Origin of the sequence: Streptomyces flaveolus, from assembly GCF_044765825.1 — a bacterium.
Classification (GTDB): domain Bacteria; phylum Actinomycetota; class Actinomycetes; order Streptomycetales; family Streptomycetaceae; genus Streptomyces; species Streptomyces flaveolus.
Genome location: NZ_JBIWKU010000009.1, coordinates 158131 through 176436 on the forward strand (window position 1 = coordinate 158131; position 18306 = coordinate 176436).

At 70.3% G+C, this 18306-nt stretch carries 18 protein-coding genes and 2 pseudogenes; 11 read left to right on the forward strand and 9 right to left on the reverse strand.

Annotated features, from left to right (window positions below; genetic code table 11):
- Positions 1-312: 312 nt before the first annotated feature.
- Together ACIRG6_RS26250 and ACIRG6_RS26255 are read right to left on the reverse strand one after the other, a co-directional pair.
- Entirely contained in the window at positions 313-516 is a 204-nt protein-coding gene (locus ACIRG6_RS26250) for a hypothetical protein (RefSeq protein WP_403324747.1), read from the reverse strand.
- Between the two features lie 701 nt (positions 517-1217).
- Complete coding sequence (locus tag ACIRG6_RS26255; RefSeq protein WP_403324748.1) at positions 1218-1373, reverse strand: hypothetical protein; 156 nt, start codon at positions 1371-1373, stop codon at positions 1218-1220.
- A gap of 1607 nt (positions 1374-2980) precedes the next feature.
- Between ACIRG6_RS26255 and ACIRG6_RS26260 the strand changes: the two genes are divergently transcribed.
- The 3 genes from ACIRG6_RS26260 to ACIRG6_RS26270 all read left to right on the forward strand — a co-directional run bounded on the left by ACIRG6_RS26260 (position 2981) and on the right by ACIRG6_RS26270 (position 4681).
- The gene (locus ACIRG6_RS26260; protein WP_403324749.1) at positions 2981-3547 is read left to right on the forward strand and encodes a hypothetical protein; all 567 of its coding nucleotides are present in this window, start codon (positions 2981-2983) and stop codon (positions 3545-3547) included.
- A gap of 43 nt (positions 3548-3590) precedes the next feature.
- Positions 3591-3719, forward strand: a complete 129-nt coding sequence (locus ACIRG6_RS26265; RefSeq protein ID WP_403324750.1) for a hypothetical protein — start codon at positions 3591-3593, stop codon at positions 3717-3719.
- A 164-nt stretch (positions 3720-3883) separates the two neighbouring features.
- Positions 3884-4681, forward strand: coding sequence for an acyl-CoA dehydrogenase family protein (locus ACIRG6_RS26270; RefSeq protein ID WP_403324751.1), 798 nt, complete (start codon positions 3884-3886; stop codon positions 4679-4681).
- A gap of 103 nt (positions 4682-4784) precedes the next feature.
- Here the strand turns inward: ACIRG6_RS26270 and ACIRG6_RS26275 are convergent.
- Positions 4785-5426, reverse strand: a pseudogene (locus tag ACIRG6_RS26275) (transposase); the annotation flags it as partial.
- A 188-nt stretch (positions 5427-5614) separates the two neighbouring features.
- Here ACIRG6_RS26275 and ACIRG6_RS26280 point away from each other — a divergent pair.
- Entirely contained in the window at positions 5615-6019 is a 405-nt protein-coding gene (locus tag ACIRG6_RS26280; RefSeq protein WP_403324752.1) for a nuclear transport factor 2 family protein, read from the forward strand.
- Between the two features lie 64 nt (positions 6020-6083).
- Here ACIRG6_RS26280 and ACIRG6_RS26285 read toward each other — a convergent pair.
- From ACIRG6_RS26285 to ACIRG6_RS26300, 4 genes and pseudogenes are all read right to left on the reverse strand, one after another.
- A pseudogene (locus ACIRG6_RS26285) lies at positions 6084-6456 on the reverse strand (transposase); the annotation flags it as partial.
- A 388-nt stretch (positions 6457-6844) separates the two neighbouring features.
- Positions 6845-7426 carry a hypothetical protein gene (locus tag ACIRG6_RS26290; RefSeq protein WP_403324753.1) on the reverse strand — a complete coding sequence of 194 codons (582 nt, stop codon included), beginning with the start codon at positions 7424-7426 and terminating at the stop codon, positions 6845-6847.
- A gap of 239 nt (positions 7427-7665) precedes the next feature.
- Complete coding sequence (locus tag ACIRG6_RS26295; RefSeq protein ID WP_403324863.1) at positions 7666-7899, reverse strand: hypothetical protein; 234 nt, start codon at positions 7897-7899, stop codon at positions 7666-7668.
- A 402-nt stretch (positions 7900-8301) separates the two neighbouring features.
- A complete protein-coding gene (locus tag ACIRG6_RS26300) occupies positions 8302-8451 on the reverse strand; it encodes a hypothetical protein (RefSeq protein WP_403324754.1) in 150 nt (49 codons plus the stop codon).
- A 131-nt stretch (positions 8452-8582) separates the two neighbouring features.
- Here ACIRG6_RS26300 and ACIRG6_RS26305 point away from each other — a divergent pair, with 131 nt between their 5' ends.
- From ACIRG6_RS26305 to ACIRG6_RS26320, 4 genes are all read left to right on the forward strand, one after another.
- On the forward strand, positions 8583-11258 hold the full coding sequence (locus ACIRG6_RS26305; RefSeq protein ID WP_403324864.1) for a LuxR C-terminal-related transcriptional regulator: 2676 nt from the start codon (positions 8583-8585) through the stop codon (positions 11256-11258).
- Positions 11259-11487: 229 nt separating this feature from the next.
- Positions 11488-13119, forward strand: coding sequence for an MFS transporter (locus tag ACIRG6_RS26310; RefSeq protein WP_403324755.1), 1632 nt, complete (start codon positions 11488-11490; stop codon positions 13117-13119).
- Positions 13116-13655: a hypothetical protein gene (locus tag ACIRG6_RS26315; RefSeq protein ID WP_254718802.1), complete on the forward strand. Its 540-nt coding sequence runs from the start codon at positions 13116-13118 to the stop codon at positions 13653-13655. The genes ACIRG6_RS26310 and ACIRG6_RS26315 overlap by 4 nt, the downstream gene beginning before the upstream one ends.
- Before the next feature lie 152 nt (positions 13656-13807).
- Positions 13808-14005 carry a hypothetical protein gene (locus ACIRG6_RS26320; RefSeq protein WP_239770626.1) on the forward strand — a complete coding sequence of 66 codons (198 nt, stop codon included), beginning with the start codon at positions 13808-13810 and terminating at the stop codon, positions 14003-14005.
- A gap of 46 nt (positions 14006-14051) precedes the next feature.
- Here ACIRG6_RS26320 and ACIRG6_RS26325 read toward each other — a convergent pair whose 3' ends face one another.
- Both ACIRG6_RS26325 and ACIRG6_RS26330 read right to left on the reverse strand, forming a co-directional pair.
- A complete protein-coding gene (locus tag ACIRG6_RS26325) occupies positions 14052-15461 on the reverse strand; it encodes a DUF2252 domain-containing protein (protein WP_403324756.1) in 1410 nt (469 codons plus the stop codon).
- A complete protein-coding gene (locus ACIRG6_RS26330; RefSeq protein ID WP_403324757.1) occupies positions 15458-15763 on the reverse strand; it encodes a hypothetical protein in 306 nt (101 codons plus the stop codon). The genes ACIRG6_RS26325 and ACIRG6_RS26330 overlap by 4 nt, the downstream gene beginning before the upstream one ends.
- Before the next feature lie 233 nt (positions 15764-15996).
- Between ACIRG6_RS26330 and ACIRG6_RS26335 the strand changes: the two genes are divergently transcribed.
- The 3 genes from ACIRG6_RS26335 (at position 15997) to ACIRG6_RS26345 (ending at position 18286) form a co-directional block, all read left to right on the forward strand.
- Complete coding sequence (locus tag ACIRG6_RS26335) at positions 15997-16254, forward strand: hypothetical protein (protein ID WP_403324758.1); 258 nt, start codon at positions 15997-15999, stop codon at positions 16252-16254.
- 90 nt (positions 16255-16344) lie between these two features.
- Positions 16345-17694, forward strand: a complete 1350-nt coding sequence (locus ACIRG6_RS26340) for a hypothetical protein (RefSeq protein WP_403324759.1) — start codon at positions 16345-16347, stop codon at positions 17692-17694.
- A gap of 142 nt (positions 17695-17836) precedes the next feature.
- Positions 17837-18286, forward strand: a complete 450-nt coding sequence (locus ACIRG6_RS26345; protein ID WP_403324760.1) for an SHOCT domain-containing protein — start codon at positions 17837-17839, stop codon at positions 18284-18286.
- Positions 18287-18306 lie beyond the last annotated feature (20 nt).

The window sequence follows — 18306 nt, forward strand, 5'->3', positions numbered from 1 at the left end:
CTTGGGAGCGATCCGTTGCGACGGGACTTCGAAAGCTTGACTGCTTGCAGGCGAATCTTCGCCGTAGAAAGTGCGACGAAGAAGGGACCCTGCCTCCTTTATCTCCGTGCCTGTTGAAGCTCGTCGACGAGCGAGAATGAAAGGCAGCTGGTGCCGGCGACCGCCGTTCGGCCGCCGAGGCCGAGGTTGCGGACCGAGTTGCTGCGGCGGCGCCGTTACTGGCGTACGCGTCGTCGAGCAGTCGGCAGCGGGGGCCAAGGGAGTCGTGGCCCTGTCTCTGGATGCCACAGACAGGGCCACTGTGGCTTACGGTCACACGGAGGTCATCTCCAGGGTGAGCAGGCCGTAGGTACTGGGGACGTTGCCGAGGCCGAGTTCGCAGGTGGTGATGGCCAGCGCGGGGGATTGGGAGGTCTGGACGACGGTGTCACCGCTGAACAGCCCGCTGGTCACCGTGCCGGTCTGGGTGGTGATCAGCAGTGCACCGACGACTGTGGTCGTGGAGTTGGCTGACACAGTGCTGGTCTGTCCGGTGTTCCAGGTGATGGTGAACGTGAGGGGACCGGATCCCAGTAGTTCGCTGCAGGTGCGATCCCTGGGGGCCGAAACATTGAAGGATGTCCCGGACGTCAGACCGGGCTGGGACAGGGAGACGCACGGCCCGTACTGAGCGGAGACCGTCCTGACGGTGCTGGTGGGTGTGTTGGTCAGCGGTGGGTTGTAACTGGTGGTGATGCTGCTGGGCGGCGTGCACGTGACGTCCAGTAACCCGCTGGTGGCGGCGCTGGCCGGCGCCGTGGCTGAGAGCAGCGCGGCCAGGAAAGCAACTACGGCTGCGACAGCGGAGATTCGTGATCTGGAGCGAGTGGGCACTCGCATGAAGCGGAGCATGTCTTTGCCTTTCCGATAGGCGTGCGCCGATGTACGGACGAGTCAGAGACGACCGCGACTCGAGGGCTCCCACGCCGTGGCCAGACACCTGACCAGCCGACGTTGAAAGGCCGCTTCGCCAGACAGCCGGGGACCCCTCGCAGACTTCCCCGAGGTTGCGCCATGCACAGTGCGCGCTCGTTCCAGCGGAGCAGGATCTGAGTGACGGCAGCGGGCGACCCGGAGGGCCTCACCCTTCACTCCCGTCGGTACACGCTGCTGATGCGGACAGCTCGGATCGTTGATTCGGTACCCGGCCGTTCGGGAGTGCGTGGTCGTGGTGCGGGCTAGATGCCTCGTTCCGGGTCAGTGACCTGCTGGCTGCCACCGAGGAGGTCGGTGTAGTTGGCCTTGCCGGCGGTGGCCAGAGCCTGACCGGCGGCCAGGAGACTGGCAGCGGCGCCGACGGCCAGGGCGAGTGCGGTGCGGCGTAACGCAAGCATGCTCGCTCCCTTCATCCAAGGTGGTGAGGACAAGCCCAACGCTGCTGGAAGTAGCAGGTCTTGGGTAGGGAGCGTGTCATCTGCGGAGGAGCACGGGCAGCACACGGGGTGTGAACGTCGCACGACAAGGACGTCATGTCAGCAAGGCGTGGTAGCTGCACACTCGAGGGGCCGCGTGCGGCACGCCCCCCGGGCACCGTTAGTACAGCACCAGGAACGTCCGGCTCAGCGCCGAACCCAACGCTTCGGACGGCGAGCGGCTACGGACGGCGGGGAAGGCCGACGCTCGTCATGTGGCGGCTCGCTGCGTCTGCGCGATGCCACCGGTGCCGACGCTTCTCAGCTGTGACCGGGGGCGCCGCCACCTGCAGGACACCCGTCGATCGTGGAGGCGGTGGACGGCAGACCGCCGCGATGCAGACGCTCAGCCACCGGGCGTTCCCCGAGCCGGAGCACGTGGCCGACGACCAGCAGGCCCCAAGCAGGCCCGCACCCAGCGCCACCATCGGGCCGACGTCTCCCACGCCGCGGCCCTGCACCTAGCCCGTGCGGAGCGCGCGGCGAGGGAGACCGGGACGGCGGCCGCGGTGACGCCCGCGCCCCACTGCGGACGTCAGCGTGAACCGCCGATGCGGGGCCAGTGACCGGGAGCGCGCCGGGCCGTTGAACAGGAGGCAGAGTTCCCCACCACAGGCCCAGGGCGGGCCAGGACAGCCCGTCCGTCCCCTCGGGCAGCCCTCATCTGGATCCGTAGAGGCTTCACCTGGCGCTATCGACGTCGCGCCCCGTCGGGAACCCTGGGCGCGCAATGGGGCGCGCGAACAGCTTTCACGCCCGTAGAAGCTCCCTGCGCGCTGACACGGATGTGCCATGTACGAACTAGAAGTGCGGTGGGAGCGTGTGTAGCCCGGGTCATAAGGCGCCTGATTCAGGAGGGGCCGACACCATGCCCAGACCTCACGTCCCCCGGCTATCCGCAGAAAAGCCTGTCATGGGCGCGAGCCTGACGCTCGGACTCGCCGGCGCCGTAGCCGTCCCGGCCGCCGCCTGCGCCGCCTGGTGGACATCACGTGCCACACCGGCAACCGAACGCTCGGTTCACGCCTCCGCTGACCAGCACCGTCAAGCCTGAGCACCTGACCAAGCGAGAACTTCAGCCACGTCTCCCTGTCCAGCGGTGCCAGCAGCGGCTCCAGCAGTTCAGCGTCGATACGTCGACCAGTTTCTCGGCGCAGACCCGCGCTGTCCCTGCCGTCCTACACCGTGACCTACCGCTGGAACGGCGGCCAGTACAGCACCGTCAGCGACCCGGTTACCGTCGCCGTCAGGGCCGCGGACGGCATCGTGACATCACCTCCGTCGACGCGGTGACCGACGGTCTGGAGAAGGGGCAAGTCTGCCCCCAGAAGACTATCGGGCCCAACCTCGACGTCCGTGCTTGCGATACGACCGGCCTCAGCGCCACCAACAGTCTGGTGAACACACTGGTCATCGCCCCGGTCTGATGCTTAACGCCTCCGGGACGACGAATCACGGAGGCAACGGTCCTGAAAGCGGTGCAGTCCGTTCCACTCTCACACACTCAAGATCGAGAAAGGGTCTTCACGATGCGCAGACTCCGCAATTTCGCGACCGCTCACAGAAGGGTCGCCGTCCTCGGCGCCGCCCTGGCACTGGGACTCGCAGGCACTGCCGCCACCCCGGCGTCCGCGGACCCCGCTCCCGTGGTCACCTGCGCCGGAAGCGCATTGCAGCAGTACTCCCCCGGCCTGACGCTGACCACCCGCCCCACGCAGGTCACTTCCAACCAGAGCTACACCACCTGCGTGGACGCCACCGTCGGACCGCACGGCGGGCCGATCACCTCCGCCACCAGCTCCGTCACCTTCAACGCACCCCTCAGCTGCCTCGTGTCCCCTCCCGCGCTGCCGGTCGAGGTCACGATCCACTGGAACGGCGGCCGCACCAGCACCGCCCAGACCCTCGCCGTCGTCAGCCGGACCACTGGCACCACCATCGCCACCGACACCGGCACCATCACCTCGGGCCTCTTCGAGGGCAAGGTGCTCAACGTGACCGTCGTCTACCCCGCACTGAACATCACCGACTGCCTCCTCGGCAGCGGCGTCACGCAGATTCCCGGCATCGCCACCCTCGCAGTCACGCCCGTCTGATCTCCCCGTGATACGGGCAGTGGGCACCTCGCCGCGAGGTCGGGTGCCCACTGCGGCCCTCGCGACGGGTATGGCCAACCACCGCGTCGAGTACCTCACCGCACGACAGGAGGAGATCCTCCGCGTCATCAGACTGGCCATCACCGACCAGGGCGACGCCTCAACGGGATGAAAGGGGTGTACATGTCAGTTCCTGACAGGCCGTGAGCATCGTGGCGCGCCGGTACCGGGTGCGTCTCCCCCGCGAAGCCATCATGCTGGGTAGCCACTCCCGTCTGGCGGCGGACGGGACCTTCCACAGCAGTCTCGGGCCGCACCGCTCGCTTCCTGGATGCCATGAAGCGAGTGGTGCCGGGGAAACTCGGCCTCACCGGCGCCCACATGGCGTGTGCCAGGGCCGCGGTGACGATCGCCGGCAGGTACAGCACACAGCGGATGACCTTCGCGCTCGGGAAGATGTCGGTGCCGCTCATCGAGCACCAGGCCCACCGCCACGCGCTGGTCGGCGCCCTGGCGCGGACATACGCCATGTCCTTGCTGGTCGCCAGGGCCCGTCGGGAGCTGGACGCCTGCTCCGGTCAGGCCACCTCGGCGGTCGAGCGGCTCGTCGCCGCGACGAAGGTCAACGCCAGCCGGGCCGCCGAGCAGGTGGTGCTGGTCTGCCGGGAGCGGTGTGGCGCGCAGGGGATGTTCAGCCGCAACCGCATCGCCGACTACATCGCCTTCAGCCATCTCGTCGTCACCTCCGAGGGCGACAACGACATGAGATCGGGCTACCGGCCGGTGACCGAAACCCCCGCGGCCAGCAGTGACCTTCGAGACACCAGGTTCCTGACATGGTGCCTGCGTCAACGCGAGCGGCGACTGCACGTGCACCTGGGGCGGCATGTCACGGCCTGCTTCGAGAAGGGGACCGGCAGGTTCGCCCTGTGGAATGCCGTCGTCGGCGACCTGCTGGCGCTCACCCGCGCACACGGGCTGCGCATGGCCGGTGAGGAGCTGCAGTCCGCCCTTGACGGCGCCGCCGCGGAGACCGAGAGCACGCTGCTCCCGGTCTCCGCCGTCTTCGCCCTTCAGGAGATCGCCGTTGACGCCCACTGGTACCTCCCTCCCCAGGCTGCACGTCCCCGGTAGCGGGCGAGGCAGCCCGGCGATGGGCGATCACGTTCCTGACGGCAGCGATGAGTGCGCCACCGACCCGGACCTGACGACCCGAGACAGACGCTGGCGGCGCGGGTCAGGCGGCGTTCACCCTGTGGACGAGGGCAGTGAGGCACTTGTCGGCGGCGTTCTTGTTCCGCCAGATGATGTAGCCGCGGATCATGCTGCCCTATTCTTTGTGGGTGGCGTGGTCGGTTCCGTCGAGGGCGAAGTAGCGCACGGCGCTGAACTGGGCCTCGATGCGGTTGAGCCAGGAGCTGTTGGTCGGGGTGTAGGCGACCTCGACGTTGTTCTCGGCGGCCCAGTCGCCGACTCGCTGACACCTCTTCGTGGTCAGGTGCGGGGAGGAGTTGTCGCAGACGATCGCGATCCGCACTGATGGCGGGTAGAGGGTGCGCAAGTAGCGGCAGAACTCCAAGAACTGGGTGCGCTTCTTGACCGGCTTGATGTGGCCGTAGAGCTTGTCCTTGCCCAGGTCGTAGGCGGCGAACAGGTGCCGCACTCCGTCGTAGCGGTTGTAAGCCGCCCGCCGTCTGCGACGTGGCTCACGGTCAGGGTCCTTCTGCTTGCCGCCGCGTCCGGCCCACTGCCGGCCAGGGTGAGGCATCAGATTGAGCGGCCCGAACTCGTCAATGCAGAGGATGACTTCGGGCTCGTCGCCCTCGGGTATGACCTCGCCGTCGGCGATCGCGTAGAGGTGCTCGACCCGCGCCTTCTTAAAGCTCCTAACAGAATGGATCGAAGGTGGGGTGAGCCGGGTGACGATCTCTCGAAGCCGTTGCCACGGTGGACGGCTGTCGCCTGGGATCCGCCCAAAGGGAGGACTTCGCACCCCATGTCTGCCCGACCGGAGGCCGGCTGTGGCCCGGGGCGCCTAGGCTGTCACCGCTACGGAAGGGCGGTGCTATGGATGAGGACTCCCGGACCAGGGCCGCGATCGAGGAGCATTGGCGGGCCTCGGAACGCGCGAACACCGATGTCGAGCACGCCATCTACGCCACGGACGCCATCCTGGACTACCCGCAGTCAGGTGAGCGGTTCCGGGGCCGCGCGACCATTTCGGCGCAACGCGGCGGACACCCGGCCGACCGACACTTCACCGTCCAGCGGATCACCGGCCACGCCAATCTGTGGGTGAGCGAATGCGTGATCACCTACGACGGTGTGCCTTCGTACTCGGTAAGCATCATGGAATTCGCTGACCAGCACGTGGTGCACGAAACACAGTACTTCGCCGACCCCTTCGGAGCGCCGCCCTGGCGAGCCGCGCTCGCAGAACCGATGCCAGGCCGAACGATCGCTGGAACCTGATTCCTGGCCTCGTTCGGGTCAGCCGACTGATCAGCCTGTCACTTTGTTGAAGTTCTAGGGACGCCTATCGCGCTGATTTCAAGCTCCTCCAGCAGATGAGCGCGCATGCGAGGGTGAGGAAGGCTTCATGGATGTCGTCGCGGGTCTCCCAGCGGATCCGCAGGCGACGGACGGAACCAGTGCAGGTGAGCGAACGCGCGCTCCACGACCCAGCGTTGGGTGCCGAGTCCGGAACCGTGATCGATGCCGCGGCGGGCTATCAGCGGTTTCACGCCGAGGTCCCGGACCAGCCGGCGGTACTTGTCGTGGTCGTATCCGCGGTCGGCCAGCACCACGTCTGGGCGGCGCCTGGGCCGACCGCGCTTGCCCCGCACGGACGGCACGGCTTGGAGGAGCGGGATGAGCTGAGTGATGTCGTTGCGGTTGCCCCCGGTCATCGACTCCTCCTCGGGAGGTCGTAGGACCATCCCCCGCGGGCGCGGGGAGCAGTCGGCGACCGCCACGGCGCCCGAGCCGGCGTCGGGGCGATCCCCGCGGGCGGTGCGAGAAGGCAGAGGAGCAGGCGCAGCGCTGTTTCGGGTAGGTGAGGTTGGAGGCGGGCCCCGAGGTATCCGAGAGCGGCTCTGTTCGACCATGTCGCCGCCCTGGCGCGACGTGCGACAGGTGCCGAGACGCCCTGCCGTTCCGGCGGGGTATGCCCGGATCATCGTCCGCAGGGGCAAGGGTGCCCGGAGGAACCCGCGGGAGATGCGGCCGGCACCGCCCGCAGCGCCCCACCGGGCGTCACCGAGTCGGCTGGTCCGGTGGGGCGGGCACGGGTGCCGCTCAGACCGAGGTGATCTCCAGCGTCGCCACGCTGTAGATGCTCGAGACGGTGCCCAGCCCCAGGGTGCACTGCAGGACCTGGGTCGCCGGGCCGGTCTGGTCCAGAAGCACGGTGTCACCCTGGAACAGCCCTGAGGTGACGGTCCCGGTGATGACGACCTCCAGCAGCGCGCCGACCACGTTCGTGTTGAAGTTGGCCGACACAGTGCTGGTCTGACCGGTGTTCCACGTGATGACGATCGTCGTGCTCCCGCCCGCCAGCAGGTCGAGGCAGGTCCGCTGCCGGGGCGGATTGGTGACCATGGCCGATCCGGATGTCACATTCGGCTGCGACAGCGAGACGCACGGTCCGAACTGGTACGAGACCGTGGACTGGGATGTCTGCGGGGTGTTGGTCAGCGGTGGGTTGTACTGGGCGACCGCGCTGCTCGGCGGTGTACAGGTGACGTCCAGCAAGCCAGCCGCCCCGTTCGCGGAGGCGGTGGCGGGCGATGCCGTGAGTGCGTTGCCGACCAGGAAGAAACAGAGGGCCGTCAGTACGGTGACGGCCGTGGAGATCCTTGTGCGCACAGTGCGTAACATTCCTGGTTCCTTTCGAGACGGTTCGATCCGCGCTGTCGTGCGCGTCGGCCGGGCTCACGTGGTGTCCGAGACCATGACGGACCCGACTTGCGTGTGCAGCGCTGATGGTGAGGCCACATGATGCCCCCGGAACCCGTGGGTCACCATGACCCGGGCGGGCCAGTGTGCACACTGGCCCGCCCGAACACACCCCGTTCCACGACACGCGCACCCCGAGTGCGACCGCCGCGGTCGGGCCGTCAGCTTGGGGCACTGAATCGCGTCCCCTCCGTGGCGAGGCGGAGAGCGGCTGCCATGGCGCCGAGGTGCACCCCGTAGGACGTGCCGTTGCGGTCGTTGCCGTCCATGTCGACCCGCAGGGCCTGACGGCGGAAGGCAGCCGCCGCCGGGTGCCCGACGGCGTCGATTGCATGGGCGTGCACGGCGGCGCTGAGGGTGGACCTGTGGGTGGTACGGGGCAGGTGCGCTGCCAGATGTCCGGGGCCCGGGGTATCCCATGTGCTCGAGGAGAGACATCAGTTCCTGCGGGGTGAAGAGATAGCCGAGCATGAGGGTGTCGGCCTGTTTGGTCAGCCGGTAGCGACGGGGGTGGCCCCCCCTCTCGCTCCAGGATCCGGTCGAGTCGTCTGAGGTCCGGGTACCGTGAGCGGTGGCCGCGCCAGTCGAACTGACTGATGACACCCTCGTGGAAGGGAACATGCAGCCGGTGCGATATGTCGAGCCAAGACTGCGGTTCCTCCGGCGTCATGGAGTGAAGCACTGCCAGTCGCTCGCGCTGCTGACCGGGTATCGTGCCGCGGCGGACCTAGTGACCTGAGTCGGAGATTCGTCGTTGGTCGGGTATGAGTCGTCCGGGTCCGATCCGGCTGCGGCGGCTACAGGTCCTGGACGGCCGCAGGGACGGCGTCCACGCGGGCCATGGCCGCGGCGTCGACCGGGCCGAGGACCTTCGCGCCGTCGAACAGGTCCAGGCGCAGCTGGACGAGGTCGACGGCGGTGCACGGGAGCGGGTCGCCGGCGACCACGGACAGGCGGTGTCCGGGCAGCGGCGACCGCTTCCGACTCAGCCGCCGCGCACCGGGACAGGAGTGCTGGGATGCTGGGAGGAGCGAGCGCTGCCCATGACGTGATGTAGACGGACGATGGGGTGAGCACGGTGGTCGAGACCTACGCCCATGCCCGAGAACCGGCCGTCCCGTACGCCGACCCCCAGGGGGATCCGTTTCTGCGCACTCGGTTCGCCCTTCCCGCGCGGCCGCCCACGTTCCTGCGCCGGGAGCGACTCGTCGAGCATCTCGACCAAGCGCTTGCTACGCCCCTGACGCTGGTCAATGGCGCGGCCGGGGCGGGTAAAACGCTGCTGACGGCCGACTGGGCCAGCGGGCTGCGGGAGCCGGTCGCCTGGCTGACCGCAGAGGCGGGAGACCGACGGCCCGGGGTTTTCTGGGCCTACGTCTTCGAGTCGCTGCGTGCCTGCGGGGCACGGGCGGCCACGGGCGGGGCCCCCGCGGACTCGGACGGTGTGGGAGGCGGACTGCTGGCCTCGCTCGCTGCCGAACTGAACGCACGCGACCGTCCCGTGGTCCTCGTGCTCGACGAGTACGACCGATTGACCGCCCCCGAGGTCGCGGAACAGCTGGAGTTCGTCCTGCGCCACGCCGGACGGGGACTGCGGGTCGTCCTCGTCACCCGCACCGAACCGCTGCTCCCGCTGCACCGCTACCGGGCTGCCGGCGAGCTGACCGAGATTCGCGGCGCCGAGCTGTCCTTCACCCCTGCGGAAGCCGACGCGCTGCTGCGGCTGCACGGCCTGCACCTTCCCGCGCACGCCGCGTCCGCCCTGGTGGAGCGCACCCGCGGCTGGGCCGCCGGGCTGCGGCTGTCCGCCCTGGCGGCCCGGGAGAGCGCCGACCCCGAGCGGTATCTGAAGGAGTTCGAGGCGGACCACAGTACGGTCGCGGACTTCCTGCTGGCCGAGGTGCTGAAGGGGAGGACGGAGGAGACGCAGGACCTGCTGCTGCGGGTCAGCGTCCTGGATCGTTTCTGCCCTGACCTGGCCGACGCCCTGACACTGCGGAACGACGCCGAACCCCTCCTCGCCGGGCTGCACCGGGAGAACGCGTTCATCGAGCGGCTCGGGCACTCCTGGTACCGGCTGCACCCGCTCTTCCGGGAAATACTCCGGGCTCATCTGCACGAACGCATGCCCGGTGTGGAACCGGAGCTGCATCTGCGGGCCGCGCGATGGCTGCGACGTTCCGGCTTCCTCCCGGAGACGCTCGCCCACGGCGCCGCGGGCGGTGACTGGGATCTGGCCGCCGGCGCGCTCGTCGACAATCTCGCGATCGGACAGCTCTTCACGGGCCTGCGTTCGGACGCTCTGGCTCAGCTCTTCGCGCGCATGGGGCCCGAAGCCGAAAGCCCGGCCAGCGACCTTGTGCGGGCGGCCGGCGCACTGGCCCGCCGCGATCTCGATCACGGTCTGAACCGGCTGCGACGCGCCCAGGAACAGCTGTCCGACGCCGAAGACTCTCCCGGCCTGGCGGCGGCTCGGCTGAGCTGCACACTGCTGGAGGCCCTCGCCGCCCGGCTCACCGGGTGCCCTTCGAGAGCCGAGCTGGCCGCCGCGACGGCCGAGGAAGTGCACCAGGACTTGCCGGACCAGCTGCTGGACGAGCACCCGGAACTGACCGCCCTGCTGATGACGCATGTGGGTTCGGCCCGTCTGTGGGAAGGGCGCTTCGACGACGCGCGTGCCGTGCTGACCCGTGCGGCCGGTGCCCCGGGCGGGTCCGCCACGGTCCTGCCCCGAGCGGAGTCGATGGGGCACCTGGCTCTGCTCGACTACCTGAACGGCTGGCTCGGCCGGGCGGAACGCAGGGCTCTGGCCGCGGTGTCGGAGGGAGAGCGGGCGGGTCTGCCCCAGCCTCCCGGCGCGGGCCTCGGCAGGCTGGTTTTGGCCGCGGTGGCCGTGGACCGCCAGGAACTGGAACAGGCCCGGGTCCTGCTCGACGAAACGGCCCGGCTGCCGGCGCGGGAGCACGATCCGGTACCGACGGCGGGGCGGGCGCTTGCCGCGTCACGCCTTCTCCTCGACGACGGTGAAAGGCACGCCGCCGTCGAGGCGGCGGAGCCGGCCGTGTCCGCGGCCGTGGCGTCCCCTTGGGCAGAGAGTCACGCGGCAGTCGTCCGCTCTGCCGCCTGTCTCGCCGACGGACGGCCGGACGAAGCCGTGCGACTTCTCCACGGCGTCTCCGGCGACCAACCGGTGTGCGCCGTGGAAGCGGCGGCGATCCAGGCCGCCGCGGGGCGTCCTCAGGCAGCGGCCGACTTGATCGGCGCGATCCGTGCCGAGGGACGCACCGGCCCCGCGGTGAGCGTGGGGGCAGCGCTGGTGCAGGCCCGGGCAGCGCAGGAGTCGGGGGACGCGGCCGCCGCCCGCAGACTGGTCGCACGGGCCCTTCTGGATGCCCGGCGCGAGCGTCTGCGGCGCCCCTTCCTCCAGGCAGGAGACTGGATCAAGCCACTGCTTTCCCAGGCATCGCTGCACGAACTTGCCGAGGACTGGCTCCTGACCGGCCGGCCACCAGGGCACGGCGAGCCACTGCGGCCCGTAGCCGATCCCGCGCCCCTGGTGCCGGTGGAGCTGAGCGGACGTGAGCGGGATGTCCTGCGGCGTCTGGCCCGCATGATGACCACGCAGGAGATCGCGGCCGATCTGTACGTGTCGGTCAACACGGTCAAGACCCATCTGAAGAGCGCGTACCGGAAGCTGGCGGTGAACCGGCGCAGCGACGCGGTGCGCCGCGCGCGCGAGCTCGGCCAGCTGTGACGGGGCGCCTGGGGACGCGTGGTGCGGCCTCGTTCGCTGGGGGCGCGCCATGAATGCAGTGAGCCGGCCTCCCCCGCAGGGGGTGAGGCGCGCGGCGCCGCGCTCGGCTCCGATGGAAGGGACGTACGCCGGACGCGGTGACGGGAGCGGCGCAGTGTGATGCAGCGCCGCTTCGCGGTCGGAGCGTCCATGCCCTGCTGTACCGGTCGACCGGGCGAGGTGGGACGACGTGAAGCACTGGCGGGCCCTCGTGGTCCTCGGGACGGCTCAGTTCCTGATGGTCCTGGACACCTCCGTCATGAACGTGTCGATCAGTCAGTTGGTCGAGGACTTCGACACGGAGGTCACGGCCATCCAGGCCGTCATCACCCTGTACGCGCTGGTCATGGCGGCTTTCATGCTCGTCGGCGGCAGGTTCGGCGACATCGTTGGGCGGCGCCGCATGTTCCTCACGGGGCTGGCCGTCTACGGTGTCGGGTCGGCCGTGACCGCCGTGGCGCCCACGCTGTGGGTGCTCACGCTGGGATGGTCCGTCATTGAAGGGCTCGGGGCGGCCATGGTGCTTCCGGCCATGGCCGCCCTGGTCGCGGAGTCGTACCGCGGACGGGACCGGGCCGTCGCCTACGCGGTCATCGGCGGCCTCGCGGGGGCGGGGATCGCGGTCGGCCCGTTGCTCGGCGGCTGGATGACGACGTACCTCACCTGGCGGCTGGTGTTCGCGGGCGAGGTCCTGGTGGTCGTGGCCGTGCTGCTGTGCCGGCGGGTGATCGCGACCCCTGTGCCGGCCGGTCGCCGGCCCCGGTTGGACGGGGTCGGCGCGGTGCTCTCCGCCGCCGGGCTGGGGCTGGGTGTGCTCGGGGTGCTGCAGAGCAGCACCTGGGGCTGGGTGGAGCCCCGCAACCCGCCCTTCACCGTCCTCGGGTTCTCCCCCACTCTGTTCGTCGTGGGCGCCGGGCTTGTCGTGCTGGCCGTCTTCCGGCTCTGGGAACGACGGTGTGAAGGCCGAGGTGCGGACCCGCTGGTACACCTGTCTCTGCTGGGCAGGCCCGTCCTCCGGGCCGGCCTGACGACGCTCCTGAGCCAGAACCTCATCCTCCTGGGTCTGTTCTTCGCGATCCCGCTGTATCTCCAGGTGGTGCAGGGTTTCGACGCCTTCGAGACGGGGCTGCGCCTGGTTCCGGTGTCGGCCACCATGCTGGTGACCTCTCTGTGCGGATCCTCGCTGGGGCGCAGGGTGGGGCCGCGCAGGGTGGTGCGGCTCGCTCTGGTCATTCTGGCGGCGGCCGTCGTGTGGCTGCTGGCCACCATCGACCCGGTCATCGACGACGCGCAGTTCGCCGGGGCGATGGCCGTCCTTGGCGTCGGCGTCGGTCTCCTCGCCTCGCAGCTGGGCAACATCGTCCAGTCCGGCGTCGGCGAGGACGAGCGCAGCGAGGCCGGAGGGCTTCAGTTCACGGCGCAGAACCTCGGCTCGGCGCTGGGCACCGCGCTCATCGGGTCGATCCTCGTCGGCGCGCTGGCAGGCGCCTTCACCAACCAGGTCGCGGACGACCCGCGGCTGTCCCAGGCGGCCCGCGAGCAGGTCGGGGTCCGCCTGGAAGCCGGCGTCACCTTCGTCTCCACCGAGCAGGTGCGTTCCGCGGCCGAGCGGGCCGGGCTGCCACCGTCCGAGGTCGACGCCGTGGCCGACTCCTACGCCTCCGCTCAACTGGACGGGCTGAAGGCGGCGATCCTGGCCACGGGCGGCGTCGCGCTCGCCGGCTTCCTGGTCACCACACATCTGCCGACCGCTCGGGCGGGCCGCCCGCCCGAGCCCGCCCCCGGTTCCGAACCGGCCGGGGCGACCGGATCGACGGGCTGACACGGGTGTCCAGGGGCAGCACCGCCGCAGGGGCCACGGGCCGACGGGAGCGCCGGGCCGAACATCGGGCGCACGCGGACTACACCGGGGGCGTCTACGGCTCCATGCTCGCCGCCTCTGTCGTGATCGGCGCCGGCTCGCTGGGATCGTTCCCCCGTGCCGAACTGGTCCTGCTGCTGTTGCTCACCAGCCTGGTGTTCTGGATCGCTCACGTCCATGCCGAGCTGTTCGGCGCGCGTCTCGCCCGGCACGCGCCGGACCGTCGGGTGATCCTGCGCGTGTGCCGTGAGGAGTGGCCGATCGTCAAGGCGGCCGTGCCGTCGGCCGTGGCGGTCGCCGTCAGTCCCCTGCTGGGGCTGGACGTCCAGGGCGCCCTGTGGCTGGCGCTGTCCGTCGCCGTCGCAGGACAGGTGGGCTGGTCCGTCGCCGCGGCACGCCGCGCGGGTGCCTCGCGGCGGCTGGTGGCCACTACCGCGTCGGTCAATGTACTGCTCGGCCTGGTGATCGTCGTCGTCAAGATCGCACTGACGCACTGAGCCCGAGGGTTGACGCACTGAGCCCGGGGGCCGGAGTCACCTGTACCGGGTGAGGTCGCCGGAGGGCGACGAGGCGCACGATCGTCACAGAGAGCACCGTCCGCGCCGGACCCTGGGCGGTGTCCTGAGCCCGTCCGGTGGAGGTATCGCTCGTGCGCTACGAGATCCGAGTGGAGGGACACCTGTCGGAGACGCTGGCCAACGCGTTCCCGGAGCTGGAGCACGTGGTGATGTCCGGCCAGACCGTCCTGTTCGGCCAAGTCGTGGACGATGCCCACCTTTACGGGCTGCTGACCCGTTGCCAGTCGCTGGGCCTGCGCGTGCTGGAGATGCGGCAGCTGCCGAAGTAACGCCGGCGGACGGTGTTCGCCGCCCGGCCGTTCTCTCACGCCTGCCTCACATGTGCCTGGCCGTGATCCGGCCGGAGCGGCAGGCGGCCCGCAGGGCTTCGTGGTCCCGCTCGTTCTGGTCGGCGTAGGACTGGGCGAACTCCGTGAGCGCGCGGTCGAAGCGGTCGCTGCCGCCCAGGTAGGCGGCGAGCGCGACAGGGTCCCCCGAGCGGGCGTGGGCCCGCGCCAGGCAGGCCCCGCACAGCCGGGCAAAGAGGGAGAGCAGGCCCGGCCCCATGGTCTCCGGCCGCGCGATGCCCTTCCAGTCCCACAGCTGGCGCACGTAGAAGTCCCGGCCCTGTCCGTCGAGGCCGGTGACGTGCGTCCAGCCCAGGAAGATGTCGCTGGTGGTCTGGATCAGGCGTTGGCCCGTCACGACCCGGCGGCCCTGGTTGTCGTAGCGTTCACCGCCCGTGTGGGCGGCCAGCACCGACTCCGAGGCCTCCTTGGCCTGGAGCAGCAGCGGATCGTCGTCGTCCCTGCCGAGCAGGAGCAGCACCCAGCAGCGGGTGCCGACGCTGCCGACGCCCACCACCTTGCGGGCCATGTCCACGAGCCGGTAGTGGCGCAGCAGGTACCGGCGTTCGGTCGGCAGGGTCCGTGCGTAACCGTTCACGACGGACCGCAGCTCCTCCTTGCGGCCTGCCTCGGACGGGTCGGCCACCAGATCGCCGAGCGGGGTGATCAGCGGCGGGTCCGGGGCGATGCGCCGGCCCTCGGCCGTGACGCGGGTCAGCTTCGCGAACGCCCTCATATGGGTTCGCGTGCGGGCCCTCACTGCGGCATCGCGAAGACGGTGTTCCGCCTCTCCCTCCGCCTTCGTCACCAGCAGTCGCCGCACCTGGTCGGCGTCGTCCTGGGCGTACCAGATGTCGAGGGTGGGCATGCCGGCGAACTCGCGCATCCGCTGCCGGTAGGCCCGCACGCAGGCCCGTACGGCGCTGTCCTGCTCCTTGGGCGAGAAGCCGTTCGCCCGGGCCGCGATCACGAATCCGGCCGCCAGACGCTTGACGTCCCACTCGAAGGGTCCGGGCAGCGTCTCGTCGAAGTCGTTGATGTCGAAGACCAGGCGGCGCTCCGGTGAGGCCAGGAGCCGGAAGTTCAGCGGGTGAGCGTCCCCGCACAGCTGCACCTGCAGCCCGCTGCTGGGGAGGGGGGCCAGGTCCGCCGCCATGACCGCTGCGGCGCCGCGGTAGAAGCGGAACGGCGATTCCAGCATGCGGCCGTAGCGGATCGGTACGAGCGCAGGGACGCGCTCGGCGGACTGGCGCTCCAGCAGCTCGATCGGGTCGGCTCGCCGCTGTCCGGTCTCGTACCAGCCGTGGCACGAACGCGAAGCCCGTTTGCGGGCTTTCCTGCCGTACGCGGCCCGCTCTGCCGGTGGCAGGGACGCGGTGAAGGCACTGGGTACGGTCATGACCTGGCCTCCGGTTCCGGGTGACCGGTGCCGGACTGCGGATGAGGCGGCGCTTCCCGGCGCTTCCGGTGCAGCCCCGCCTGCACCGTGCCGGCGGGCACTCGGGCGGCGACTCGGACGAGCAGCAGTCCACCTGCCATCGGCAGCATCGAGACGGTGCTGAAGGTGGTGAGGGTGAAGTACAGCGCGTCCGTCCCGGCGAAGAGGACCAGGAACAGCACGAGTGTGGCGGCCGGGGCCGTCGACGGCTCTCGGACGCCGGCCGCGGGCTGCCGGACCGGGTGGGGCCTGACCCACGCCACCTGTGTCCGAATCGCTCATCACACATCTCTTCGTCTCGTCCGCGCCCATGTGGGCCGATCACTCGCAGAACTCCACTTCACCGCCCCGACGGCATCGACGGATCACCCTCAACGGGTGATCCCGGCCCCGGTGACAGCCATGACCCTGTACCAGTCGGGGCCATGCGTCACGCCCCTTACCAACCGTCCCGCCTGACGGTCCGGCGGCGGCCGGCCGTCCACGAGGAGGCGCCATGACCATGCCGCGTGTTCCGGCACGAGCGGCTGCGCGAGCGGCCGGGCGGCGTGTCCTGGCCGGCGTCGGAACGGTCTGGCTGGTGTCCGGCATCCAGAACATGCCGAACCGCGGCCTCGTCACGTGTGTCGCGGTACTCGCCGGCGTCGCGGAGATCGCGGTCCTCGACCCGCCGGCCGCGTCGAACCGCGCCCTGACCCGGCTGCTCGGCCTCGGCCGGTCCTGCTCGGCCCGGCCGAGGCGGCGGTCACCCTGAACCGGCAGTCCGCGCTCCGCGGAACACACTCCCGGAAACCGGGCACACCCGCCGCCACAACCTGACCGCACACCCGCGGAAGGAGCGACCATGGCCCCGACAACCCCCTCGGGCCCCCAGGACGCCGACGCAGCCGCGGAGCACCCGTCACCCGCCTTCACCACCCGGGAGCGGGCGGAGTACGAGCGTCTGAGCCGGCTCGCGGCCGTGCGCCACCGCCGGGCCCGCGTGGCCGGCTCCTCGGTCCTGCTCCTGCTGACCCTGCTGCTCGCGCCCCTGGCCGTCGTCGCCGCCTGGGTGCAGGACACCGTCTCCGACACCGACCGGTACGTGGCGACCGTTGCGCCGCTGGCATCCGAGCCGGCCGTGCAGGACGTCCTGACCGACCGGCTCACCGAGCGCGTGGTGGCACAGGTGGACGTGAAGGCGGTGACGGACTCGCTCGCACACACCCTCCGCGACGCCGGGGCGCCACCCCGCGTGGTGAACGGTGCCGAGTCCCTGGAGGCCCCGCTGCGAGAGGCCGTGCGGTCCGCCGCCGAGCGCACCGTCAGCGGCGTGGTCACCAGCGACACCTTCCAGCAAGCGTGGGAGGGGGCCAACCGGCGGTCGCACGCCGCGGTGGTGCAGATGCTCACCGGTGACGGACGAGGGGCCCTGCGGGCGGAGGACGGCACCGTGCTGGTGGACGTGGGCCACGTCGTCGACCAGGCGCGCGAACGGCTCGTCGACGCGGGCTTCGACAAGGCCGCCGCGATTCCGGACACCGACCGGACGATCGTCCTGTTCGAGACGGAGCAACTGGGCAAGGCCCAGGACGTGATGCGGGTGCTGGACGTCGTCGGCGTCTGGCTGCCCGTCCTGACCGTGGTCCTTGCCGCGCTCGCCGTGTGGACCGCCCCGGCCCACCGGGTGATGCTGATGGCCACCGGGACCGGCGTCGGCATGATGATGGCGCTGCTCCTTGTCGCGCTGGCGGTGCTCCGGCGGGTCTATCTCGACTCCGTGCCGTCCGCGGCGCTGCCGCCGGACGCGGCGTCGGCCGTCTTCGACACGTTCGTCCGCTTCCTGTGGGACAGCACCCGCACGCTGCTGGTCGTCGCGGTGATCACCGTGCTGGCCGCGTACTTGTACGGGCCCGGACGTGCCGCCCGTGCCGTCCGCGGGACGGCCGCGCGGGCGACGGCGGCCACCGGCCGGGCCCTGCACCGAGGGGGTGTGGACACCGGGTCCACGGGACGGCTGCTGGCGAAGCACCGGGCGGGGGTCACCGGCACCGTCATCGCGGCGGGAGTGTTGGCTCTGCTGCTCTGGAACCAGCCCACGGTCGCCGCCGTGGCGCTCGTCCTCGGGCTCGTCCTGGCCGCCCTGATCATCCTGGCGATCCTGGCGGCAGCCGCCGGACCGGCGCGTCCGTCGACGCACCGGGCGACCTCATGAACGAACGCCGCGGTTTCGGCAGGGCACCGGCTGCGGCGACCACTTTCACCCGTGCCGGGTGATGCCGGACGGTAAGCCCCGTGGCCACCCTGACGTCAGTACGGCACGACGGCCGGGCCCACGCCCGGGACGGAGGACGGACATGAGCGCACAGACCTACCTGGCGTACGACTACCCGATTCTGGGGGCCTTCTGGACCATGCTGATGATCTTCCTGTGGATCATGTGGCTCGTCCTGCTCTTCCGCATCATCGCCGACATCTTCCGGGACGACGCACTGAGCGGCTGGGCGAAGGCCGGCTGGCTGGTGCTCTGCATCCTCCTGCCCTTCCTGGGCGTGTTCGTCTATGTGATCGCCCGCGGCAAGAACATGGGCCGCCGGGAGGCGGCGCGGGCCCGTGCTCAGCAGGAGGAGTTCAATTCCTACATCAGGCAGACCGCGGCCGGCGGGTCCAGCAGCGTCGACGAGCTGGCCCGGCTCTCGGAGATCCGGGACCGGGGCGCCATCACGGACGAGGAGTTCCGCAGGGCGAAGGAACTGGTCCTCAGCGGTCACGGCCCGGCAGGACACACGGACACCTCCGCTCGCTGAAAGCAGCCGCACACCACATG